The following is a 21,288-nucleotide window of genomic DNA, read 5'->3' as shown; positions in this document are numbered from 1 at the left end:
TCGTGTCCACGCTGAGGAGGTCAGGTGCCCGGACTGATCCGTCAGACGTTGCGTTTTCGGGTGGGGCTGCCGGTTTCGGGCGTCACGCTCGGTCCGGTGGTGACCAGGGGCAAGGTCGTCGAGCTGCGGCCGCCCGTTACCGCCGATGCCGCCGAGTGGTCGCGGCTGGTGCGGCCCGAGCGTGACCGGCTGGAGCCGCTGTGGCCGGTGAGCGAGCTCGACTGGGCCGAGCGGACCAGCGAGGCCGCGTGGCGGGACCGCTGCGCCGACTTCCGCCGGCTGGCCCGTGACGGCTCGGGTCTGGCGTTCCTGATCATCGTCGACGGTCTCATTGCCGGCGAGCTCCGGCTGGATCGCGTCGATCGCGAGCGTGGCTCGGCCGACGTGCAGGTGTGGATCTCGCGAGCACGCGAGGGTGCCTCGATCACCGCCGCCGCACTGCGTCTCCTGGTGCACCATGCCTTCGGCGAGTACGAGCTGCACCGGCTCGTCGCGCCCATCCCGGCCGGCGACCACGCCGCCGCAACCTTGTTCGGGCGTGCGGGTTTCCGGCGTGAAGGAATACTGCGCGGGTGTCGGCCGGACACCGATTACGAGCTGTGGTCGCTGCTGGCCGCCGACTGGCCTGCCGAGGCCGCCTCTGATCTACCTATAGTGTCGACGGTGGACGTTCCGGGCAGTGGTAGGGGTTTCGAGCGATCCAGCGCGTTGCAGCGTCGGCTGCACGAGCTGGTGCCCGGTGGCGCGCACACCTATGCCCGTGGCTCCGACCAGTACCCGGAGGGCATGGCGCCCATCCTGGTGCGTGGCGACGGGTGCCGGGTTTGGGACGCCGACGGCAACTGCTTCATCGAGTACGGCATGGGGCTGCGTTCGGTCACCCTCGGGCACGGCTACCGGCCGGTGCTCGACGCCGTGCACAAGGCGTTGGCCGACGGCGTGAACTTCTCCCGTCCCACCGGCTTGGAAGTGGCCGCCGCCGAGGACTTCCTGAGCCTGGTGCCCGGTGCGGACATGGTCAAGTTCGCCAAGAACGGCTCTGACGCCACCACCGCCGCCATCCGGTTGGCCCGGGCCGTCACCGGACGGGACATGGTCGCCGTGTGCGATCAGCCGTTCTTCTCGGCCGACGACTGGTTCATCGGGGCCGTGGAGATGAATTCCGGTGTGCCCGAGGCCACCCGCAACCAGACCGTTCGCTTCCAGTTCAACGACCTCGACTCGCTTCGGCTTCGCTTCGCCGAGAGCGGCGGCCAGATCGCCTGCGTCGTGATGGAGGCCGCCACCGCCCTCGCCGAGCCCGAACCTGGCTTCCTGGAAGGGGTTCGCGCCCTCTGCGATGCGCATGGGTCGCTGTTGGTGTTCGACGAGATGATCACCGGCTTCCGTTGGTCGGCCAGCGGTGCCCAGACCGTCTACGGCGTTCGGCCCGACCTGTCGTGCTGGGGCAAGGCCATGGGCAACGGGTTCCCCATCTCCGCCCTGGCCGGCCGCCGTGAACTCATGGAGCTCGGCGGCCTCAACACCGAGTCGCCCCGGGTGTTCCTGTTGTCCACCACCCACGGTCCCGAAACCGTTTCCTTGGCCGCTTTTCGGGCCGTCGTCCGGGCTTACGCCGACGGCGACCCCGTCGGCATCATGGAACGCCGCGGCACCCTTCTGGCCGACGGCGTCAACACCGCCGCCCGTGAGCTCGGCGTCGAGGAGTTCGTCGCCGCCATCGGCCGTCCTTCGTGCATGGTCTTCACCACCCGCGACCCCGACGGCCGCCCTTCCCAGCCCTTCCGCACTCTCTTCATGCAGGAGCTCCTCCGCCGCGGCGTGCTGGGCCAGTCTTTCGTCATCTCCGCCGCCCACACCGTCGCCGATGTCGAACACACCGTCGCCGCCACCCGCGAGGCGTTGAAGATCTACCGCCGGGCGTTGGAAGACGGTGGCGTAGACCGCTTCTTGGACGGCCGCCCCGTCGCCCCCGCCTTGCGTTCACTCGCCTCCCCACGCCAGCTCTGACCCCGCGCAACCGCCACGCCGCGACTCCACCGCGCATCACGCTTGTGGGGTACATGGCGGTGACTGTCGGTAGGAGTCAGAAGAAGAGCTGCGAAGCGGCGTAGATGACCAAGCCGGCCAGGGCGCCGACGACGGTGCCGTTGATGCGGATGAACTGGAGGTCCCGCCCGACCTGGAGCTCGATCTTGCGGGAGGTCTCCTCGGCGTCCCAACGCTCGATGGTGTCGGTGATGAGCGTGAGGATCTCGTCGCGGTAGTGGGTGACGACGTAGGCCGCGCCGCCCTCGATCCAGCCCTCGACCTTGGCCCGGGTGGCGTCATCGGTCTCGAGGCGGACGCCGAGGGAGATGAGGCCGTCGAGCACCCGGCGGCGGAGCTCGCTGGACGGGTCCTCGGCGGCGTCCAGCAGCATGCGCTTGGCGTTGGCCCACGTGGTGCCGATGACGTGCTGCACCTCGGGATGGGTGAGTACCTGGTGCTTGACCTGCTCGGCCCGCTCCATGGTGAGGGGATCGGTCTGCAGATCCCCGGCGAAGTCGATGAGAAAACGATCGACAGCGGCCCGCATGGGGTGGTTGAGGTCGGTCTTCATGGCCCACGCGAAGCCGAGGATCTCGTTGTAGACCCGCTCGCCCAGGATGGAGTCGACGAACTTGGGCGACCACGACGGCGAACGGTCGGACACGACGCGTTTGACGGCCTCGTGATTGTCGCGAACCCACTCGTAGGCCCGATCGGCCATGAGGTCGACGAGCTTGTGGTGGGAACCGTCCTCAAGGACCTGGCCGAGCAGCTTGCCCAAGGGAGGCCCCCAAGGGATGGCCATGAGCCGCTGCACGACGGCGTGCTCGACGACGGCCTGGACGTCCTCGTCGCGGAGCACGGTGACCAGACCACGGGCGACGTTGGCGAACTCGGAGGTGATGCGCCGGGCGTTCTCCCGGTCGGACAGCCACACGCCGACCCGCTTGCTGATCTCGGCCCGGTGCAACCGGTCCCGCACGACCTGCTCGGACATGAAGTTGCTGCCGACGAAGTCGCCGAGGCTGGCCCCGAGCAGGTTCTTGCGGGTGGGAATGAGCGCGGTGTGCGGGATGGGCAGCCCGAGCGGCCGCCGGAACAGCGCGGTGACGGCGAACCAGTCGGCCAGCGCGCCGACCATGCTGGCCTCGGCGGCCGCATGGACGTAGCCCAACCACACCGGACCGGCGAAGACGCCGGACAGCACGTAGACGATGGCGGCCAGCACGAGCAGCCCGGCGGCGACGGCCTTCATCCGGCGCAGCGCGCGCCGCTTGCCGGTCTCGGCCGCGGTTAGTCGCTCCACACCGGCCATTCTCCCCGCGCGGGCGGCGATCCGCCGTGACCAGTGACGCAGACCAGGGTTGCACCGGGTGACATTTCAGGGACGGATCAGCGAGGATCCTCCAGGTGCGCACACCTGCTCTCGTCCAGCGGCTGCGGCCGTTCACCTCGACGATCTTCGCGGAGATGACCGCGCTGGCCACCCGGACCGGCGCGGTCAACCTAGGCCAGGGCTTCCCGGACACCGACGGGCCGGCCGAGATGCTCGCGACGGCCCAACGGGCCATCGCCGAGGGCGTCAACCAGTACCCGCCGGGCCCGGGTCGGCCGGAGCTGCGGCAGGCGATCGCCGAGCACCGGACGCGCTACGGCACGGAGTACGACCCGGACACCCAGGTCCTGGTCACGGTCGGCGCGACCGAGGCGATCGCGGCGACGCTGATGGCGCTGGTCGAACCGGGTGACGAGGTGCTGCTGATCGAGCCGTACTACGACTCGTACGCGGCCTCGGTGGCGATGGCCGGTGCCACCCGCAAGGTGGTGTCGCTGGTCGAGGACGGTGATCGCTTCGCGCTGGACGTGGACGCGCTCCGGGCGGCGGTGACGCCGCGGACGAAGGCGCTGCTGCTGAACTCGCCGCACAACCCGACGGGCACGGTCTACACCCGCCAGGAGCTCGAAGAGGTCGCGAAGCTGTGCCAGGAGCACGACCTGATCGCGATCACCGACGAGGTGTACGAGCACCTGATCTACGACGGCCGCGAGCACGTGACGCTGTCGGCGCTGCCCGGCATGTACGAGCGCACGGTGGTCATCTCCAGCTCGGGCAAGACGTTCAACGCCACCGGCTGGAAGATCGGCTGGGTGTGCGGGTCGGCCGAGCTGGTCGCGGCGGTGCGGGCGGCCAAGCAGTTCATCACGTTCGTCGGCGGCGCCCCGTTCCAGCCGGCGGTGGCCTACGCCCTGCGCAACGAGCTGGCCTGGGTGGACCAGCTGCGCGACGGTCTCCAGCGCAAGCGCGACCGGCTGTCCGCGGGCCTGGCCGACGCCGGCTTCGCCGTGCGTCAGGCCGCCGGCACGTACTTCGTGTGCGCGGACGTGCGGCCGCTGGGCTTCGCCGACGGCGCGGAGCTGTGCCGACAGCTGCCGGAGCGGATCGGCGTGGCCGGCGTGCCGGTGCAGGTGTTCACCGACCACCCCGAGCAGTGGCAGCACCTGGTGCGTTTTGCCTTCTGCAAGCGGGACGAGGTAATCGACGAGGCGATCGCGCGACTGCGCAAGCTCGGCTGACCGGGTGACAATGGGGTCTCGATTTCGAGACCCCATTGTCGGCGTTAGCCGATCAACCCCGCGTTCGTCATTACCCTCCGGTGCGGTGCAATACGCTGACCGAGTGAAGCGGCGGCCATCAGGACCGCGGGTGGCACGGGGTCGATTCCCCACAGCAGCACCCTGAGTTGGTTGAGAAGAGCGCGATCGGCGCGGTCGAGCCCGGCCAAGACCGACGCATGCGTCATCGCGCATCCTCTCGGAACAGGCCCGACAACGATGCCTTTCTCCGGAGTTGGGCCAGGCATCTTCCCCTTGTCGGACCAATGGCGCCGATCGGGATGCCGAGTGCCGCGGCGACCTGCCGGTAGGACAGTTCCGGCGCGTGCACGAGTACTCGCAACACCCGCTGGCACTGTTCGGACAACTGGGTGAACGCCCGCCACAGCGCCGCGTTCGGCGCCGACCGCAGGACGACGGCATCGGCCGCCTCGGTCGGCGTGACGTCCAATCGTGCCTCGTCAACCGGGCTCTCCCGGCGACGGGCCGCGATCAGACGCAGCGCATGCCGCCGCGTGGTGACGGCCAGCCAGGCGGCCAGCCTGGTCGGATCATGAATTCGATTCATATTTTCTAGCAATGACAGCCAGGTGCTCTGCACGACATCGGCGGCATCGTGGCGATCCAGCCGATGGGATCGGGCAACAGCCCAGACGGTTGGCGTGTGCCGCACCACGAGTTCGCGCCAGGCCGCCCGATCGCCGAGTTCCGCGGCCCTGAGCAGTTCGGCCGCGCCCGGTCTTGTCTCGACTTCCACTCGTTCCTCCCCGCAGGCGAGTTGATGTCCGGTTAGAAGGCCCGCCGGCCGAGTCGGATCCGCGGCCGAGCGGAAAACCCTCTAACGAGTGGCGGCCCGCGGATCGCCACGCACAGTTGCCACCTTGTGCGAGACTGATCTCGAACGTGCCGCTATCCGGGCGGTCGGCGACGAGCGCATGGTGCAAATCGACATCGCGGTGCTAAACATGTCTTGACGCCGGATCCGAACAACGTCACGTTTTACGACCGGCAAGGCGGACGGTGGTGGTGACAGTGGCCAGCGCGAAGGTGGTGCGGTGCGCCGGCGCCGCCCTGCGCGCTGCCGTCATCCGGATCGCCGTCACCGCCGGCCTGACCCTGCTGGCCTGCGTGTTCGGCGCGGCCGTGGCCAACGCGACCACTTCCTCGGACGTCTCCCAGCCGAACACCGCCCAGCCCGGCGACACCGCCGACTCGCTCCGTTCGGACCTGTCCGACCTGGTCAACGGCTTGCTCAAGAGCTTCGGCGGCCATCGTCACCATGCCGGCCTCGGCGCCGTGTCGGCCATCGCGCCGCCGGCCGACGGCAGCGGCGGAACCGGTTCCACGACCGTGACCTCGGGCGGGCCGTCCTCGGGCGGCGACACCGGTGCTCAGGGTTCGTCCGGCAGCGGCTGGGGCGGCGGCTCCGACTCCGGCGACACGTGGACCGGCACGACGACCGTCACCGTGCCGACCAAGCCCACGCCTCCGCAGCCGCCCGCACCCCCGGCCCCGCCGGCCCCGGTCCAGCCGACCGCGGCGCCGGTGAAGCATGCCGTCGAGCCGGTCGCGCGGACCAACGAGCCGTCCATGGGCACACCCTCCGGCACCGTCCCTGACGTGCCACAACAGCCGGTCGACCTGCCGCTCCAGCAGCCGGCCGCGCAGCCGATCTCCGCTCCGTCCACCGGCGGCAGCGCGAGTCACGACCTGGGCAGCGCCAACGGCCTGGCCGGCATCGTGACGCCGGGCACCGGCTTCCGGCCCAGCCCCGGCTCCAGTTCCGACGAGCCCGGCGCCAAGCGCGTCAGCGATGGCGTTCCCGGGCTGCCCAGCACCTCGCCCGACTGACGACGCCCACGGTCGCGGGGCACCCGTGTGCCCTTTTCGCGACCGTCGCCGAGCTGATCCGGGCCCGGGGATGCCCCCAAGACAGTGGGTCTCCGCCGCGCATGGCGATCGTGTCGAGCACGTCCTCCCGGTTGTAGTGCCGCGGTCGACGACCCTCCCCCGACGTTCCGGATCTTCCCGACCTGCCGACCGCGCCCGGTCAGGTCGGGGGCTGGCCCCGGCGTCGCGTTGCCCCCGTGGCGCCGGGGCTCCACCAACTTGGCCATCGATGATCATCCTTCTCCGGCACTACGAGGGGCAGAGCCGGGGCGATGGCCAACAGAGGGTGCTGGTCGACATCGGCCAGCACCCTCATTTTTGCGCGCGCGGAAGAAAGCGTTGGGGCAGAAGGAAGTTCTGCGTGCCGGACGGGATTCGGGCTACCGCGCGGTTGGCATCCGACTGGACCGCTCAGCTGGTGCGAGCCCTTTCCCGCCAGGCGCGGGCCTTCTCGCGGTTGCCGCAGACGCGCATGGAGCACCAAGTGCGGGAACGGTTGCGGGAGCGGTCGTAGAAGGCCAGACGGCAGTCGTGGGCGGAACAGATCTTGATGCGGTCCCAGTAGCCGAGCACGGCCAAGCGGGCGGCGGCGGCGAGGACGGAGCCGAGGGCGTCGCCGGCGGTGAGGACGGGGACGCCGGACGAGAGCTCGATGCGCAAAGAGCCGTGGGGCATGGCGGGGGCGGTGGGTAGGGGCGAGCCATGGTGGGCCGAGGCGACGGCGCGGAGGGCGTCGCGGCTGGAGCGGGCTCTGGCGAGGGAGCCGGGGGTGCCGAGATCGAGCGAGGCGGCCCACTGGTGCCAGGTGTGCTCGGACGAGAGGGCGTCGGAGGCGGGGTCCACGGTGTTCAGGAAGGCGAGCAGCAACTCGACATCGCGCTCGGCGTCCCAACCGGTTTCCTGCACGGCGCGGGCGCCGGCGGCCGTACCAGTCACCTCTCCACTGTAGGCGGAGAATCCAAGGGGCAAGGTCGGCGCAGGTCACGGGATGTACACCGAAGGTATAGCCGGAAGGTATACACCCGATGTAGAGTGGCGGCCATGTCGATCGGACTCACCCTGCTCGGCCTGCTGGAGACGGGGCCGCGCCACGGCTACGACCTGAAGCGGGCCTACGACGAGCACTTCGGCCAGGACCGGCCGCTGCACTACGGCCAGGTCTACTCGACGCTGTCCCGCCTGCTCAGGGACGGCCTGGTCGAGGTGGACGGGGTGGAGGCGGGCGAAGGCCCGGAACGCAAGCGCTACGCGATCACGGCCTCGGGCGTCACGGACGTCCGCGACTGGCTGGTGACGCCGGAGCGCCCGGAACCGTACCTGCACAGCACGCTGTACACGAAGGTGGTGCTGGCGCTCATGTCGGGCCGCAGCGCGCAAGAGGTGCTGGACGTCCAACGCGGCGCGCACCTGGAGACGATGCGGGCGCTGACCCGCCGCAAGCTCACCGGCGACCTGGCCGACCAGCTGATCTGCGACCACGCGTTGTTCCATCTCGAGGCGGACCTGCGCTGGCTGGAACTGACGGCGGCCCGCCTCGACCAGCTGTCCGAGGAGGTACGGCGATGACGGAGCCGTTGCTGGAAGCGGTCGACCTGCACAAGGCCTTCGGCCCGACGCCGGCGCTGGACGGTGCGGGCCTGCGGATCTGGCCGGGCGAGGTGGTCGCGGTGATGGGCCCGTCGGGCTCGGGCAAGTCGACGCTGCTGCACTGCCTGGCCGGCATCATCCGCCCGGACAGCGGAACCGTGTCCTACCGAGGAACACCGCTGAGCACACTGTCCGATGTGGACCGAAGTGAACTGCGGCGCACGGAGTTCGGCTTCGTGTTCCAGTTCGGCCAGTTGGTGCCGGAGCTGACGGCACTGGAGAACGTGGCGCTGCCGTTGCGGCTGGGCGGAATGCGCCGGCGTGAGGCGGAGAGCCGCGCGATGGAATGGTTGGCCCGCCTGGAAGTCGCGGACGTGGCGGACAAGCGGCCGGGGGAGACCTCGGGCGGTCAGGGGCAGCGGGTGGCGGTGGCTCGGGCGCTGGTCACGAGCCCGAAGGTGGTCTTCGCGGACGAGCCGACGGGCGCCCTCGACTCCCTCAACGGCGAACGCGTGATGCGGCTGCTGGTCGCCGCGGCCAAGGACGCGGGCGCGGCGGTGGTGCTGGTGACGCACGAGGTGCGCGTCGCGGCCTACTCGGATCGCGAAGTCGTGGTCCGGGACGGGAAATCCACGCAGGTGGAGTTGGTTCGGTGACTGTGTTGCGACTGCGGCCGCGACGAAGGACCTGGCAGTGGTGGATCGACCTGACGCTGGGCGTGCGCCTCGCGGTGGGCGGCGGCCGCGCGGGCTGGGGACGACTGGCGCTGACGGCGATCGGCGTCGGCCTTGGCGTGGCGGTGCTGCTCACGGCGACCTCGGTGAGCCACATGCTCCAGGCCCGTGACGACCACGGCTACGGGCGGGCGGTTCCCCTCGCTGGTCAGGCGAAGGTGGCGGGCGTGGACCCGGTCTACGCGGCCATGCGCAGCAGCGAGTTCAACGGCAGCGACATGGACGGCGTCATCGTCCAGAAGACGGGCCCGAACGCGCCGCTGCCGCCGGGCGTCGACCGCCTGCCGAACGTCGGCGAGATCCTGCTTTCCCCGGCGTTGCAACAACTCCTGAACTCGCCGGACGGCGCGCTGCTGCGACCGCGGTTCCCGGAACGGGTGATCGGCACGGTGAACGAGACCGGGCTGACCGGTCCGCACGAGCTGTTCTTCTACGTCGGCGTGGCCAAGGTGGCCGGCCAGTCCGGCGCGGCCGAGGTGTACGAATTCGGCCGGCCGAGCGAGCCACGGAAGCTGGACGGGTTGCTGTGGCTGCTGATCGCCCTCGGCTCGGCGGCACTGCTCATGCCGGTGGTGGTTTTCGTCGCCACCAGCACCAGACTTGCCGCCGCGGCAAGGGATCGGCGGCTGGCGGCGCTACGGCTGGTCGGCGCGGACGGCAAGCAGGTGCGGCGGATCGCCGCCGGCGAGGCCTTTGTCGGTGCCCTGGTCGGACTGGCGGTCGGCGTGGCACTGTTCGCCGTCGGCCGCTCGATCGTGCCGATGGTCGACACGAACTCCTTGCGCGGTGGTATCTTCGCCGCGGACATCCGTCCTGATTGGACACTCGCGGCGCTGATCGTGGTCGTTGTCCCGTTGCTGGCCGTGCTGATCGCAATGTTCTCGTTGCGGCGCGTCATGATCGAGCCGCTCGGCGTGGTGCGGCGGGCCCGCAACCAGCGCCGCCGCCTGTGGTGGCGGCTGCTGCCGCCGACGGGCGGCATCGCGTTGCTGGCCAGCCAGCGCGGCACCCTCGGCGACGGGCTCAACCAGGGCTCGCAGCTGCCGGTGATGGCCGGCATCGTGCTGCTGCTGTCCTCGGTGCCGCTGGTGCTGCCGTGGCTGGTGGAGCGGGTGGTGGCCAAGCTGGGCGGCGGGTCCCCGGCCTGGCAGCTGGCGGTACGCCGGCTCCAGCTGGACAGCGGCACGCCGGCCCGCGTGGTCGGCGGCGTCGCGGTGGTGCTGGTCGGCGGGATTGCCCTGCAGACACTGCTGGTCCAGGCCAACACGCGGTACGAGCCGCCCGGCGAGAAGCCGCCGCCGGTGTCGGTGAACATGCCCGCTGTCGCCCTCAGCCAGGCGCTGGCGCTGGACAGCGCGCTGCGCAAGGTGCCCGGGACGGAGTCGGTCACCCCGTCGATCACCATGCTGATGAAGAAGGTCGGCGGTAGTGAGGTGACCGCCCTGCACGTCGGCACCTGCGCGGACGTGCGGCAGCTGACCTCGATCGACCAGTGCCGCGACGGCGACGTGTTCGTCTCGGCCAAGCCCTATACCAGCGCGTTCGTCCCGGCCGCCGGCGAGCGGGTCTCGTTCTTCGCCGACGATCCGAGGCAACCGGTGTCCGTGGACTGGACGATGCCGGCCGAGGTCAAGGCGACGACGGCGCTCACCACGGACATGGGTCTCGTGTACGCCACGCCGGGCGCCCTCGCCGGCGTCACCGCGGCGGTGGCCGACGCGAACGCGTCCGTCCAGCCGAAGGCCAACGACGCCAACTACGTCGAGTACGTGCGCAACGCGCTGGAGCCGTTCGGCTGGAGTGCCAACGCGTTCACGCCGATCAACGCGATCTCCAGCACCTTCGAGCTGATCGCCCGGGTGCTGCTGATCGGCTCGGTGATCACCCTGCTGCTCGCGGCGGCGAGCCTGTTGGTGGTGGCGTTGGAGCAGATCCGCGAGCGGCGGCGGGCACTGGCCGTGTTGGCGGCCAACGGCGTTCGGCGGTCGGTGCTGGCCCGGTCGCTGCTGTGGCAGACGGCCGTGCCGATCGCCATGGCCGTGGCCGTCGCCCTGGTGGCGGGCCTGGTCCTGGGTGGCATGGTGCTGACGGTCTCGAACCAGCCGATCGTCTTCGACTGGGCCACCATCGCGCTGTTCGTGGCCACCGCGGTGATCGCGGTGCTGGCCAGCACGGTGTGCACGCTGCCGGCGCTGTGGCGGGCGGCCAACGCCGAGGGCCTGCGCGACGAGTGAGGGCCTGAAAGGGGGTCGGGAGACCCCCTTTCAGGCCTTGTGCACGGAGTCCTTGGCCAGGTGGTCCTGCACCCGGGCGTGCCGGAACTGGTAGCGCGCGCCGACCTGGCGCAGGATGCCCAGCTTGTGGGCGTCCTCAAGGAATTCCAGCAGCCGGTACGGCACCCGCCCGCGCATCGCCAGCCACGTCCGCGCGACCGTGAACCACCACCAGTTGCGGGACATCACGGCCAGCACGAACCCGAGCAGCGCGCCGGAACTGAAGCCCAGCCACACCATTCCGGTACGGCCGGCGCCGAACAGCAGCGCCGCCGCGGAGCCGACGCCGACCCCGAACACCAGGCAGACCAGGCCGACCAACGCCCGATCACGGGCCATGGTCGCCTCCGGGCTCGGCGGTCGGCTCAGCTCGACCGGGCTGCCGAGCGAGAATCGCAGCGCAGTCGCGATGGCCACGCTCAGCCCGGAGATCAGCCCCGTGTCGGCGCCGAACATCGCCCCGAACACCAGCCCCACGGCCGTGCCGGCGACCAGGCTCACCACCAGCATGCTGCGGGCCGCACCGAACCGCATCGACGCGGAAGCGTTGCGCCCCTTGGACGTCGCGTTGACCAGCGTCCCGACGCTGACCAGACACCCGGCGCTGGCCCCGGTCCACGAGGCCACGTCCAGCACGGTCAGCTTGTTCACCAGTGCCACCATCATGCCCACGCTCAACGCCGTGAGCAGACCCAGCGAGATGGCCCCGAGCACGGTCAGCCAGTACCGGTGCACCAGCCGCCGCAGCTCCCACCACGCCAGCTCCCGCTGCTGCATGCGCGCGGCCAGGAACTCCAGCCACAGCTTGGCCTGGTCCGGCGGCCAGTGGTCGGAGGTCATCGGCAGGTAATCGCTGTCCTCGTCGGCGAACAGCGTCGGCACGAGCTCGGCGAGCAGGAACTCCTCGATGGTCGTGCGATCGGGGAAACGGTTGGGGTCCAACAACTCCGTCGGGTTGGTGGCCACGTCGGCGTACTTGGTGCGGGTCAGCCACACCATCAGCGGGCTGCTCAACGCGGCGGCCAGCGGCCCGGCCGGGTCGTGCCGGAGCTGCATCAGCAGTGGTTCCCAGCGTGACGCCCCGACCCGACTCGAACTGCCGCGCAGCACCTCGGCCAGCGCGTCTTCGGTCACGGGGGCCAGCTCGACGACGTGCGCGTTGCGCAGCGGCCCGGTCTTGGCCACGGTCGACGTGTAGGCGCGGCGGCGAGACGTCAGCACGACCGGCGTGGCCGGCGGCATCGCGCGGTCGATGCCTTGCAGCGCCGAGATTCGCAGGTTGGCCGGCACCTCGTCGAACGCGTCCAGGATGGGCAGCACGCGGCGCTGCTCGATGAGCAGATCGGCGGCGTAGCTGCCGTACAGCTCGATGTTGCGCAGCGCCGGATAGTCGTCCCGCAGCCGCTGCGTCATCCACGTACGGAGATCGACCCGCGGATTCCAGGCCCCCAACGGAAGGACCAGCGGCAGCGGGTCGTTCAACGCGGCGTCTTCCAGCAGTCCCAACGCCAACAGCGTTGCCAGGGACGACTTTCCCGAGCCGGCCGGGCCCAGCACGACCAGCCGCCGGCCGGGCAGCCGCCGGTACCACGGCACGAGCTCCTCGACCGAGCCGGACAGCTCCGCCGGCTGGCACTTGGGATCGGCCAGCCCCGGCTCCACCGACGCCCATGTCACGTTCAGCTGACACGGCCGCAGCAGTTCCCGTCCCTCAGCCTCGGCCCGTAGCTGGGTCGTGGTGGCGGCGGCCAAAGCGCGGGTGGCCGCGGTCAGCTGGACGGCGGTGCTCGGCGCGGTCGCGCCGGTACGCCGCAGCCACGGGTCGAGCAGTCCGATCAACACGATGAACAGCACCACCACCGCGCCCAGCCAGGTGGTGGGGTTGACGCCGTCCTGGGTCCACACCAGGCCGACCGTCGCCAGCACGGCGATCAGCACACAGGCGACGACGACGGCACGCTGCCGGTAGATGGACACGCCTGCATCATGGCCGACCCGCTGTCACGGCGCGTCCGGAACCGGTGGCGCGTCGTCACTCCGCATGCCGAATCGTTAACGGATCTTGGCCACGTGGTCGATGCTGGCCAGGTCGTCCTCGTCGTCGGTGACGTCGGCGGCGAACCAGGCGTCCAGGATCTCGTCCAGCAGCGGCAGCGAGGTCGTCCGCAGGCTCAGCGCCAGCACGTTGGCGTCGTTCCAGCGGCGCGCGCCCTGCGCGGTGTACGCGTCGGTGCACAGCGCCGCCCGCACGCCGGCCACCTTGTTGGCCGCGATGGACGCCCCGGTGCCGGTCCAGCAGCACACCACACCCTGCTCGGCGCGGCCTTCGGCGACGTCACGGGCCGCGGCCTCGCTGGCCCGGGCCCAGTCGTTGGACTCGTCGTCGCTCAGCGCGCCGTGCACGAGCACGTCGTGGCCACGCTTGCGCAGCTCCTCGGCGATGTCGGCGCCGATCCCGTCGAGCATGTCCGCGGAAACCGAAATCTTCACCGCGCACACGCTACCGATTCGATCCGTCAGCGGACACGCACATGTCCTAGTCGAGCGGCCAGCGGTCCGGCGAATCCGGGCTGTCCAGCCAGAACTCCTGCCTGTCCGGCCCGACGGTCAGCCCGAACCGCTCCCGCGGCGGCCGTCCGAGCGTGTGCCATTCGGTGTGCGCGTCTTCGGCGATGTTCCACAGCCGGCGCGGGCCGCCCTGGGACACGCTGTGTCGGGAGTAGCGGGCCCACGAGCCGTCTGGATGGGCCAGCCACGTGTCGCCGTGCGTGTCGCGCCAAGCCACTACGTGCGGCAGCGACAGCCCGGCGAAGAACTCGAACCGTTCCGCCGGCCGCAGCAGCTGTGTCGCGGTCAGGTCGGTGAGCCGATCGACCGCCTGGCTGCCGCGCACTTGGTCGACGAGCTCGCTCACGCGCGGACCGCGATGGGCCCGCAGCGGCATGAAACGCCCGTCCTCGGGCAACACCCGGCCGATGGCACGGCCGTTCCCGTCCGGCGTGAGCTTGACCAGCCCGGCACCGATCTGCCGGTTCAGTGTCGTCACGATGTGCCCGCCGGGAGCGGTTTGTGCCAGCCACGCCAAGGGAATCGTCGACACCGAGCAGGTGCCGAGCACCCGGTCGTACGGGGCGTTCAGCGGGTACCCGAGAGCGCCGTCGGTGGCCACGCAGGTGGGGTGAAAGCCAACTGCCGCAAGGTGTTCCGCCGCGCGCACGGCGATGGCCGGGTCGACGTCGACAGTCGTGACAGCGGAATCGCCGAGCCGGTGGCACAGCAGGGCGGCGTTGTAGCCGGTGCCGGCGCCGATCTCCAGCACGGTGTCGCCGTCGCGAACATCCAGTGCCGCCAACATGATCGCCATGATCGCCGGCTCGCTGGAGGAGCAGGTCGGCGTGCCGCGCACCGGGCCGTCCACGGCCAGCCGGCGCAGCGACTCGTCCCCGTTCAGCTGGGTGATCGCGACCCGGTTGCGGTACACGGCCGGCAGCCAGGACTCGTCGGCCTCGGTGACCAGCCGCCAGGAGCCGTCTCGTTGCTGCTCGAACAGCCACGGCAGGAACGCGTGCCGCGGCACCGCCTCGAAGGCCGCCCGCCAGGCCGGATCCAGCAGCAGGCCGTCGGCGACCATCTCGTCCACCATGCGGCCGCGCCGCCGTTGCGCCTGGTTCTCCTGGTCCGCGCGCATGGTCTCCAGTGTGACAGCAAGCACGCCACTGGTGTTAGCACTGCGCTTGCAGGAGCTAGCACTCGGACGTAGTGTGGATGGCGGAAGGAGGCGGGATGGACAAGAAGAGCGTCGCCGATCAGGCCGTGGAAGCGGTCGCCGACCTGGGGCGAGACATCGGTGACTACATCCGCGAGCAGCGCAACAACGCGCAGATCTCGCTGCGGCAGCTGGCCAAGCTGGCCGGCGTGTCCAACCCGTACCTGAGCCAGATCGAACGGGGCCTGCGCAAGCCCAGCGCGGAGATCCTGCAGAACATAGCCAAGGGGCTGCGGATCTCGGCCGAGGCGCTGTACGTGCAGGCCGGAATCCTGGAGCAGCGGGTCGGCGGCGCGGTGGTGGACGCCGTGCTGGCCGACGCCGAGCTTACCGAGCGGCAGAAGCAGGTGCTGCTCGACGTCTACGAGACCTTCCGGCGGGAGAACGCCAGCAAGCGCCCCGCCGACGCAACCGAGGACACCGAGGAGTGATCCAGATGCCGACCCTTCCCACCACCGAGGACGTCCGCAAGGCGGGCGAGCAGGTTTCCGCCGCCGTCGTCGCGGTCCTGGAGCAGGCCAAGACCCCGTTGCTGGCCGCGCTCGGCGCCGGCGACTTGGCCGGCAAGGCCCTGACCGACGCGCTGACCAAGGCCCGCACCCAGGTCACCGAGGCCCGCGAGCTGCCCAAGCTGGACGGGGCCGAGCTGCGCAAGCTGGTCGACACCTACACCTCGGCCGCCGCCAACCTGTACAGCTACCTGGCCGAGCACGGCGAGGAGACGCTGGAGAAGCTGCGCGAGCAGCCGCAGGTCAAGGTCGTGCTGGAGCAGGTCGGCGACCTGCAGAGCCGGGCCGACGACGTGCTGGGCCAGCTCGCCCGCCGTACCCGCTCGACCGGCGAGAAGGTGGCCGAGGACATCGAGGACGCGGCCGAGGACCTGGCCGAGAAGGTCGTCGAGGTCGGTGGCGAGGCCGCCGCCGAGACCCGCAGCGTCACCCGCAAGGCCGCCAACAAGGCGTCCGCGCCGAAGAAGCCGGCCGCCAAGACCGAGACGCCGGCCGACGAGACCCCCGAGGCCTGAGCCGGACCGTGTGCCGGGGCCCAGCCGTGACGGCCGGGCCCCGGCATCGCCGTTTCCGACCGGCGGCTCCGGGACGTAGGGTGGGGCTGTGATGTACGGGCTCGACTACTGGACCCTGTTCGCGATCTGGTGCGCAGGCATGCCGGTTGGCGCCTTCGCCTTCCTGCATGCGCTGGTGCAGCGCGCGGACGCGTTCACGGTCGCGGAGCGGATGACCAAGCTGGCCTGGTCGCTGATCACCGGCGGCAGCCTGGCCGCGCTCTACCTGTTCGCGCCGTACGGCAGCACCTTCATCCTGTGGATGGCGGCGCTGGTCGCGGTGCTGGTGTACATCGTCGACGTGCGGCCGAAGCTGAACGAGGTGCAGCGCGGCGGCAATCGGTGGTGACCGGCTCGCTGCCGAGCGGCCTGCGCTGGCAGGGCCACGGCAGCGGCGCCCCGGTGACGCTGGTCGCCCCCGGTCTGGGCGCGACGCCGGGCGAAGCCCGGATACCCGCCTCCGGTTTGTCCGGAACCGGGGTTGTCGTCACTTTTCCTTCGCACGGGGACGCTGGTGACGCCTCCGTCGGCTATTGGACTTATCCCACGATCGGTGGGGATCTTGAACGCGTGGCCGACGAGGTCGACGCCACCCGTGCGGTTGGCGTGTCCATGGGGGCCGGTGGGCTCACCGAGCTGCTGACCCGACGGCCCGATCGTTTCGACCGCGTCGCCCTGCTGCTGCCGGCGGCGCTGGACAAGCCGCGGGCCACTCCGGCCATGTGGGCATTCGAGCAGCTTGCCGACGCCGTCGAGGCCGGTGATCGCGAAGCGCTGCGGGAACTCGTCGCCGCCGAGATGCCGGCCGGAATCGCTGTGGGAGAGCACGTTTCCAGCCGTGTGAATGCGTTGCTGCGGCTCGGTGATGCCTTGCGGCTGCTGCCCGAGCAGGTGCCGACCGATGATGCCTCGGCGCTGCAAGCCGTGACGGCCAAGGTGTTGGTCATCGGCGCGGTCGGCGATCCGCTGCATCCCGAGCAGGTCGCCCGTGACGTCGCGGCGGCGCTGCCCGACGGCCGGCTGGAGTTGATCGACTCGGCCGCGCCGCTGCTCACGCACCGGCGTGAGGTCCGGTCGATACTCGTCGACTTCTTCGCTGGCTAATGTGACCGCCATGGCGTGGAGCATTGCTGGCACCTTGCACGTGGAACCCGTCCTGACCCGTCCCGAGCTATTGGCCGAGCCGGTGCTCGCCGCGGTGCGGGCGATGGACGCCGCCGACATCGAGCGCATCGGCGTCACCGAGATCGACCCGACGCTGGCCGACACGGCCGCGTTCTGCGAGCACTACGGCTCGCCGCTGGAGGCATCGGCCAACTGCGTGGTCGTCGCCGGCAAGCGGGCCGGTGAGCTGCGCTATGCCGCCTGCATGATCTTGGCGACGACCCGGGCCGACGTGAACGGCGTGGTCAAGCGCCGCCTGGACGTGCGCAAGGCCTCGTTCGCGCCGATGGACGACGCCGTCGGCATCACCGGCATGGAGTACGGCGGCATCACGCCCGTCGGCCTGCCCGCCGACTGGCCGCTGCTGCTGGACGCCCGCGTCGCCGCCGCGCCCGAGCTGGTGATCGGCAGCGGCACCCGCGGCGGCAAGCTGCTCGTGCCCGGCGACCTGCTGGCCAAGCTGGCCGGCGCCGAGGTCATCGAGGGGCTGGCCGGCTAGAACACCACCGTGCGGTTGCCGTGCACCAGGACCCGGTCCTCCAGGTGCCAGCGCAGGCCCCTGGACAGCACGATCTTCTCGATGTCCCGGCCCTTGCGGACCATGTCCCGGTCCGAGTCGCTGTGGCTGACCCGGATCACGTCCTGCTCGATGATCGGGCCCGCGTCCAGCTCGGCCGTCACGTAGTGGCAGGTCGCGCCGACCAGCTTCACGCCGCGGGTGTGGGCCTGGTGGTACGGCCGCGCGCCGATGAAGGACGGCAGGAAGCTGTGGTGGATGTTCACCGCCCGGCCCGACCAGGCCATGCACAGCTCGTTCGGCAGCACCTGCATGAACCGGGCCAGCACGATCGCGTGCGGCTGGTGGCTGTCCACCAGCTGCCGCAGCTGGGCGAAGGAGGCCGACTTGGCCTCCGGGTCGCCCACCGGGAACGGCACGTGGTGGAACGGGATGCCGTGCGCCTCGGTGATGCCGGCCAGGTCACGGTGGTTGCCGATGACCGACGTGATCTCCACGTCCAGCTCGCCCGAGGACACCCGGCCCAGCAGGTCGTACAGGCAGTGGCCCTCCCGGGACACCAGGATCACCGCCCGCTTGCGTTCACCCGTGTCGGTGACGCGCCAGTCGGCCAGCGGGCCCAGCTCCCTGGCCACGCCGGCGAACCGGGCCGACAGCTCCCGCACGTCGAACGGCAGCGACGAGGCCAGCACCTCCTGCCGTGTGAAGAACCAGTTCGTGGTCGGATCCGTGTGGTAGGCGGCCTCCACGATCCAGCCGCCGAACTCGGCCACGAAGCCGGCGATCTTGGCGACGATGCCGGTGCGGTCGGGGCAGCCGAGGCTGATCACGTAGCGGCGTTCGGTGGAGGACACAGCCGAAGATTCTGACAGAGATCACCCGCCGGCGACGCTGACCGAAAACCACCGGGACGACCGGCCGCCGCCCCCAAGATCAAGGGACCGATCCTCGCGTTGAACGTCAGGAAGGGCCCCTTACTGACGTTCAACGGGCGGATTCCAGGGGTCGTTGCAACACTGGTGATCAACTGGTGTTGGCCAGGAGCATAGTCAGACGCTCGGCTGGGGTGTCCCAGCCGAGCGTTTTGCGTGGTCGGCCGTTGAGTTGGGCGGCGACCGCGGCCAGGTCGGCGGGGGTGTGGACGGACAGGTCGGTGCCTTTGGGGAAGTACTGGCGTAGCAGGCCGTTGGTGTTCTCGTTGGAGCCGCGTTGCCAGGGAGAGTGCGGGTCGCAGAAGTAGACCTGGATGCCGGTGGCCGCGCTGAACTCGTGGTGGCGGGCCATCTCCACGCCCTGGTCCCAGGTCAGCGACCGTGTGAGGTGGGCGGGTAGGGCGGTGATGGTGGTGATCAGGCCGTCGCGGACGGTCTCGGCGTCGTGGCGGCCGGGTAGGTGGACCAGCATCACGTAGCGGGTGCTGCGTTCGACCAGGGTGCCGATCGCGGAGGCGTTGCCCAGGCCCATGATCAGGTCGCCTTCCCAGTTCCCGGGGTAGGCGCGGTCTTCCACCTCGGCCGGGCGGTCGCTGATCATGACCATCGGTTCGGTGAACCGGGGGCGGCGTTGGTCGGGCCGGCGTCGGGGTGTGCGGGCGGTGCGTCCGGTGCGCAGGGCGCCGGTCAGCTCGCGGCGCAGCGCGCCGCGTGTTTGGACGTAGAGGGCCTGGTAGATGGTCTCGTGGGTCACGTGCAGCTCCGGCCGGTCGGGGTGGTCACGGCGTAGCCGACAGGCGATCTGCTCGGGGCTGTGCCGATCGTCGAGCATGCCCTGCACCAGATCGCGCAGTTCGGGGCGGGCGGCGATCTTGCCGGTTTTCGGGCGTGGTCGGCGGGCCTCGGCCCGGGCCTGGGCGGCGTGGGGCCGGTAGTCGCCGCTGGCGGGGTGGCGGTTGCGGGCCAGTTCCCGGCTGATCGTGGACGGGGTGCGTCCCAGTGCGGTCGCGATGGCCCGTACGCCGGTCCCGGCCCGGTGCAGGTCGGCGATCGCGATCCGTTCCTCGACGGACAGGAACCGGGACGAGATCGCCGGCCGCGCGGCCGGCAGACACGCGGGCGGGGCGGACGACTGGCTGGTCGTCCGCCCCGGGCTGGGTGCTCGTCCGTGCCGCCACCGGTGGCCGGTGCGGCGGTTGATCCCCACGATCCGACATGCTTCGGTCGTGCCCACGCCCTGCTTCACAAGATCAAGATAGTGCTGGCGTTCAGCGTGGAGTTTCTTACGGCCCTGTGGTGAGCGGTCTTTGCGGATCTCGAACACGGCAACCCCTGAACGGGTCAGGTGTTGCAACCACCACTAGAACCCAAGACGTCAGTAAGGGGCCCTTCCTGACAATCAGGCCGGTGCCACCGTGGACCACGGAATCGTGATTTCGCCGAGTCGCCAGCGCCGGCGGTCGTCCAGCACGGGCCAGCGCTTCGACACCAGCCGGCACGTCTCGACCCACCGGGCCCGAGGTCCGAACGGCGCGTACGGGGCGGCGGTGGCCCAGCAGTCGTCCAAAGCCGCCAGCAGCTCATGTACCCGCTCGCCGGGCACGTTGCGGTGAATCAGGGCCTTGGGCAGGCGTTCGGCGACATCCGAGGGAGTCTCGATGTCCGACGGCCTGCACGCGATGGTGAACGTCAACGGGCCGGTGGCGTCGAGCAGCACCCAGCAGCAGCGCCGACCGATCTCGTCGCACGTGCCCTCGACCAGCAGCCCACCGGGCGCGAGCCGGCCGCGGAGGCCGTCCCATGCCTGCAAGGCGTCGTCCTCGGAGTACTGCCGCAGCACGTTGAACGCCCGCACCAACGAAGGCCGCAGACCGGCGAGCTCGAAGCCGCCGCGCCGGAACGTCAGCAGCGGCGGATCGGCGGCGTCGGCAGCGGCATCGACCCGCTCCTGATCGAGCTCCAGCCCGACCATCCGCAGGTCAGGGCGCACAATCCGGAGCCGTGAGGCCATCTCGACGGTCGTCACGGGCGTTGCCCCGTAACCGAGGTCGACGACGAGCGCGCCAGGCCCGAGGGCATCTCTTACGGCGGTGCTGCCGACCATCCAGCGGTCGACGCGCCGCAGCCGGTTCGGGTTGGTGGTGCCGCGGGTCGGCAGCCCCAGCGCGCGGGCGCGGCCGGCGGCCAGCCGTGGTTGCTTGGCCATCAGCTCTGGTGCGCGTCCAGCCACTGCTCGGTGTGCTCGAACTCCTTGGTCAGCAGCTTGACGATCTGGCCGGACACGACCTCCTCGACCTTGCCGCCGACGAACGGGATGTTCACCGCCACCTCGCCGCGCATCTCCATGGTCGAGCCGGCGCCGTTGTCGGACAGCCGCATCGCGCCCCGGATGTGACCGGGGACACCCGGGATGCCGGCCTGCACCTTCCCCAGCCAGCCGCCGTCGCCGTTGCGGTCCCACTCCTCTGTGCGCTCGATCACCAGGTCGCCCTTGAGGAACGCCCGGACCGCCGACGGCAGCTCGCTCGACGGCACGCCGTGGCGCAGCCGCAGGCTCACTTTCTCCCCGTCGACCTGGTGCTCCAGCAGGGTGGCGTCGGTGCCGCCGAGCGTGCTCAAGCGGTCGCGCAGGTAGGTCGGGTCGACCAGGGCGGCATGGACCTCGTCGGCGGTCCAGCGGGTAGTCGCCCGGTGCTCAATGCGGCGTGCCATGTCGCG

The 21,288-nt window shown here is 70.6% G+C and carries 21 protein-coding genes and 1 pseudogene; 12 read left to right on the top strand and 10 right to left on the bottom strand.

Going from position 1 to position 21,288, the window contains the following annotated elements; translation table 11 throughout:
• Positions 1-24: 24 nt before the first annotated feature.
• A pseudogene (locus M3Q35_RS48980) lies at positions 25-567 on the top strand (GNAT family N-acetyltransferase); the annotation flags it as partial.
• 96 nt (positions 568-663) lie between these two features.
• The gene (locus M3Q35_RS31795; RefSeq protein WP_379794785.1) at positions 664-2,010 is read left to right on the top strand and encodes a glutamate-1-semialdehyde 2,1-aminomutase; all 1,347 of its coding nucleotides are present in this window, start codon (positions 664-666) and stop codon (positions 2,008-2,010) included.
• A gap of 76 nt (positions 2,011-2,086) precedes the next feature.
• Here M3Q35_RS31795 and M3Q35_RS31790 read toward each other — a convergent pair whose 3' ends face one another.
• Positions 2,087-3,346: a DUF445 domain-containing protein gene (locus M3Q35_RS31790; RefSeq protein WP_379794769.1), complete on the bottom strand. Its 1,260-nt coding sequence runs from the start codon at positions 3,344-3,346 to the stop codon at positions 2,087-2,089.
• Between the two features lie 95 nt (positions 3,347-3,441).
• Here M3Q35_RS31790 and M3Q35_RS31785 point away from each other — a divergent pair, with 95 nt between their 5' ends.
• On the top strand, positions 3,442-4,605 hold the full coding sequence (locus tag M3Q35_RS31785; RefSeq protein ID WP_273936225.1) for a pyridoxal phosphate-dependent aminotransferase: 1,164 nt from the start codon (positions 3,442-3,444) through the stop codon (positions 4,603-4,605).
• A gap of 223 nt (positions 4,606-4,828) precedes the next feature.
• Here the strand turns inward: M3Q35_RS31785 and M3Q35_RS31780 are convergent, their stop codons facing one another.
• A complete protein-coding gene (locus M3Q35_RS31780) occupies positions 4,829-5,401 on the bottom strand; it encodes an RNA polymerase sigma factor (protein ID WP_273936224.1) in 573 nt (190 codons plus the stop codon).
• 275 nt (positions 5,402-5,676) lie between these two features.
• On the opposite strand from M3Q35_RS31780, the gene M3Q35_RS31775 reads away from it, so the two are divergent.
• Entirely contained in the window at positions 5,677-6,495 is an 819-nt protein-coding gene (locus M3Q35_RS31775; protein WP_273936223.1) for a hypothetical protein, read from the top strand.
• Between the two features lie 450 nt (positions 6,496-6,945).
• On the opposite strand, the gene M3Q35_RS31770 is transcribed toward M3Q35_RS31775, so the two are convergent.
• Positions 6,946-7,470 (bottom strand): CGNR zinc finger domain-containing protein, encoded by a 525-nt coding sequence (locus M3Q35_RS31770; RefSeq protein WP_273936222.1) that lies wholly within the window; start codon positions 7,468-7,470, stop codon positions 6,946-6,948.
• 105 nt (positions 7,471-7,575) lie between these two features.
• Here M3Q35_RS31770 and M3Q35_RS31765 point away from each other — a divergent pair, with 105 nt between their 5' ends.
• From M3Q35_RS31765 to M3Q35_RS31755, 3 genes are read left to right on the top strand one after another with little or no spacing between them, the layout of a single operon-like run.
• Positions 7,576-8,100, top strand: a complete 525-nt coding sequence (locus M3Q35_RS31765; RefSeq protein ID WP_273936221.1) for a PadR family transcriptional regulator — start codon at positions 7,576-7,578, stop codon at positions 8,098-8,100.
• Positions 8,097-8,777, top strand: a complete 681-nt coding sequence (locus tag M3Q35_RS31760; RefSeq protein ID WP_273936220.1) for an ABC transporter ATP-binding protein — start codon at positions 8,097-8,099, stop codon at positions 8,775-8,777. Before M3Q35_RS31765 ends, M3Q35_RS31760 begins: the two co-directional genes overlap by 4 nt.
• Entirely contained in the window at positions 8,774-11,089 is a 2,316-nt protein-coding gene (locus M3Q35_RS31755) for an FtsX-like permease family protein (RefSeq protein WP_273936219.1), read from the top strand. Before M3Q35_RS31760 ends, M3Q35_RS31755 begins: the two co-directional genes overlap by 4 nt.
• Positions 11,090-11,119: 30 nt before the next feature.
• Here M3Q35_RS31755 and M3Q35_RS31750 read toward each other — a convergent pair whose 3' ends face one another.
• The 3 genes from M3Q35_RS31750 to tgmC form a co-directional block, all read right to left on the bottom strand.
• A complete protein-coding gene (locus M3Q35_RS31750; RefSeq protein WP_273936218.1) occupies positions 11,120-13,105 on the bottom strand; it encodes an NACHT domain-containing protein in 1,986 nt (661 codons plus the stop codon).
• 75 nt (positions 13,106-13,180) lie between these two features.
• Positions 13,181-13,618 carry an RpiB/LacA/LacB family sugar-phosphate isomerase gene (locus M3Q35_RS31745; protein ID WP_273936217.1) on the bottom strand — a complete coding sequence of 146 codons (438 nt, stop codon included), beginning with the start codon at positions 13,616-13,618 and terminating at the stop codon, positions 13,181-13,183.
• 46 nt (positions 13,619-13,664) lie between these two features.
• Positions 13,665-14,816 (bottom strand): ATP-grasp peptide maturase system methyltransferase, encoded by a 1,152-nt coding sequence (gene tgmC / locus M3Q35_RS31740; RefSeq protein ID WP_273936216.1) that lies wholly within the window; start codon positions 14,814-14,816, stop codon positions 13,665-13,667.
• Positions 14,817-14,911: 95 nt separating this feature from the next.
• On the opposite strand from tgmC, the gene M3Q35_RS31735 reads away from it, so the two are divergent.
• From M3Q35_RS31735 to M3Q35_RS31715, 5 genes are all read left to right on the top strand, one after another.
• Entirely contained in the window at positions 14,912-15,325 is a 414-nt protein-coding gene (locus M3Q35_RS31735) for a helix-turn-helix domain-containing protein (protein ID WP_273936215.1), read from the top strand.
• Positions 15,326-15,330: 5 nt separating this feature from the next.
• Positions 15,331-15,918, top strand: a complete 588-nt coding sequence (locus M3Q35_RS31730) for a hypothetical protein (protein ID WP_273936214.1) — start codon at positions 15,331-15,333, stop codon at positions 15,916-15,918.
• A gap of 91 nt (positions 15,919-16,009) precedes the next feature.
• The gene (locus M3Q35_RS31725) at positions 16,010-16,306 is read left to right on the top strand and encodes a DUF2516 family protein (RefSeq protein WP_273944532.1); all 297 of its coding nucleotides are present in this window, start codon (positions 16,010-16,012) and stop codon (positions 16,304-16,306) included.
• Positions 16,303-17,061, top strand: a complete 759-nt coding sequence (locus M3Q35_RS31720; protein ID WP_273936213.1) for an alpha/beta fold hydrolase — start codon at positions 16,303-16,305, stop codon at positions 17,059-17,061. Before M3Q35_RS31725 ends, M3Q35_RS31720 begins: the two co-directional genes overlap by 4 nt.
• A 10-nt stretch (positions 17,062-17,071) precedes the next feature.
• Positions 17,072-17,620, top strand: a complete 549-nt coding sequence (locus M3Q35_RS31715) for a YbaK/EbsC family protein (protein ID WP_273936212.1) — start codon at positions 17,072-17,074, stop codon at positions 17,618-17,620.
• Here M3Q35_RS31715 and purU read toward each other — a convergent pair.
• From purU to M3Q35_RS31695, 4 genes are all read right to left on the bottom strand, one after another.
• Entirely contained in the window at positions 17,617-18,492 is an 876-nt protein-coding gene (purU, locus tag M3Q35_RS31710) for a formyltetrahydrofolate deformylase (RefSeq protein ID WP_273936211.1), read from the bottom strand. The two genes, M3Q35_RS31715 and purU, sit on opposite strands and share 4 nt — an antisense overlap.
• A 169-nt stretch (positions 18,493-18,661) precedes the next feature.
• Entirely contained in the window at positions 18,662-19,816 is a 1,155-nt protein-coding gene (locus M3Q35_RS31705) for an IS30 family transposase (protein ID WP_420704705.1), read from the bottom strand.
• Positions 19,817-19,969: 153 nt separating this feature from the next.
• Positions 19,970-20,776, bottom strand: coding sequence for a class I SAM-dependent methyltransferase (locus M3Q35_RS31700; protein ID WP_273936210.1), 807 nt, complete (start codon positions 20,774-20,776; stop codon positions 19,970-19,972).
• Positions 20,776-21,282: a DUF2505 domain-containing protein gene (locus tag M3Q35_RS31695; RefSeq protein WP_273936209.1), complete on the bottom strand. Its 507-nt coding sequence runs from the start codon at positions 21,280-21,282 to the stop codon at positions 20,776-20,778. Before M3Q35_RS31695 ends, M3Q35_RS31700 begins: the two co-directional genes overlap by 1 nt.
• Between the last annotated feature and the right edge of the window lie 6 nt (positions 21,283-21,288).

It is taken from the genome of Kutzneria chonburiensis, assembly GCF_028622115.1.
Classification (GTDB): domain Bacteria; phylum Actinomycetota; class Actinomycetes; order Mycobacteriales; family Pseudonocardiaceae; genus Kutzneria; species Kutzneria chonburiensis.
This window is presented reverse-complemented; position numbering and strand designations above follow the sequence as displayed.

Bases quoted from the DNA above. Each gene is read 5' to 3' on its own strand.
- M3Q35_RS31730 (WP_273936214.1), top strand. From the start codon at position 15,331: ATGCCGACCCTTCCCACCACCGAGGACGTCCGCAAGGCGGGCGAGCAG.
- M3Q35_RS31765 (WP_273936221.1), top strand. From the start codon at position 7,576: ATGTCGATCGGACTCACCCTGCTCGGCCTGCTGGAGACGGGGCCGCGC.
- M3Q35_RS31760 (WP_273936220.1), top strand. From the start codon at position 8,097: ATGACGGAGCCGTTGCTGGAAGCGGTCGACCTGCACAAGGCCTTCGGC.
- M3Q35_RS31790 (WP_379794769.1), bottom strand. From the start codon at position 3,346: ATGGCCGGTGTGGAGCGACTAACCGCGGCCGAGACCGGCAAGCGGCGC.
- tgmC (WP_273936216.1), bottom strand. From the start codon at position 14,816: ATGCGCGCGGACCAGGAGAACCAGGCGCAACGGCGGCGCGGCCGCATG.
- M3Q35_RS31715 (WP_273936212.1), top strand. From the start codon at position 17,072: ATGGCGTGGAGCATTGCTGGCACCTTGCACGTGGAACCCGTCCTGACC.
- M3Q35_RS31735 (WP_273936215.1), top strand. From the start codon at position 14,912: ATGGACAAGAAGAGCGTCGCCGATCAGGCCGTGGAAGCGGTCGCCGAC.
- M3Q35_RS31695 (WP_273936209.1), bottom strand. From the start codon at position 21,282: ATGGCACGCCGCATTGAGCACCGGGCGACTACCCGCTGGACCGCCGAC.
- M3Q35_RS31700 (WP_273936210.1), bottom strand. From the start codon at position 20,776: ATGGCCAAGCAACCACGGCTGGCCGCCGGCCGCGCCCGCGCGCTGGGG.
- M3Q35_RS31725 (WP_273944532.1), top strand. From the start codon at position 16,010: ATGTACGGGCTCGACTACTGGACCCTGTTCGCGATCTGGTGCGCAGGC.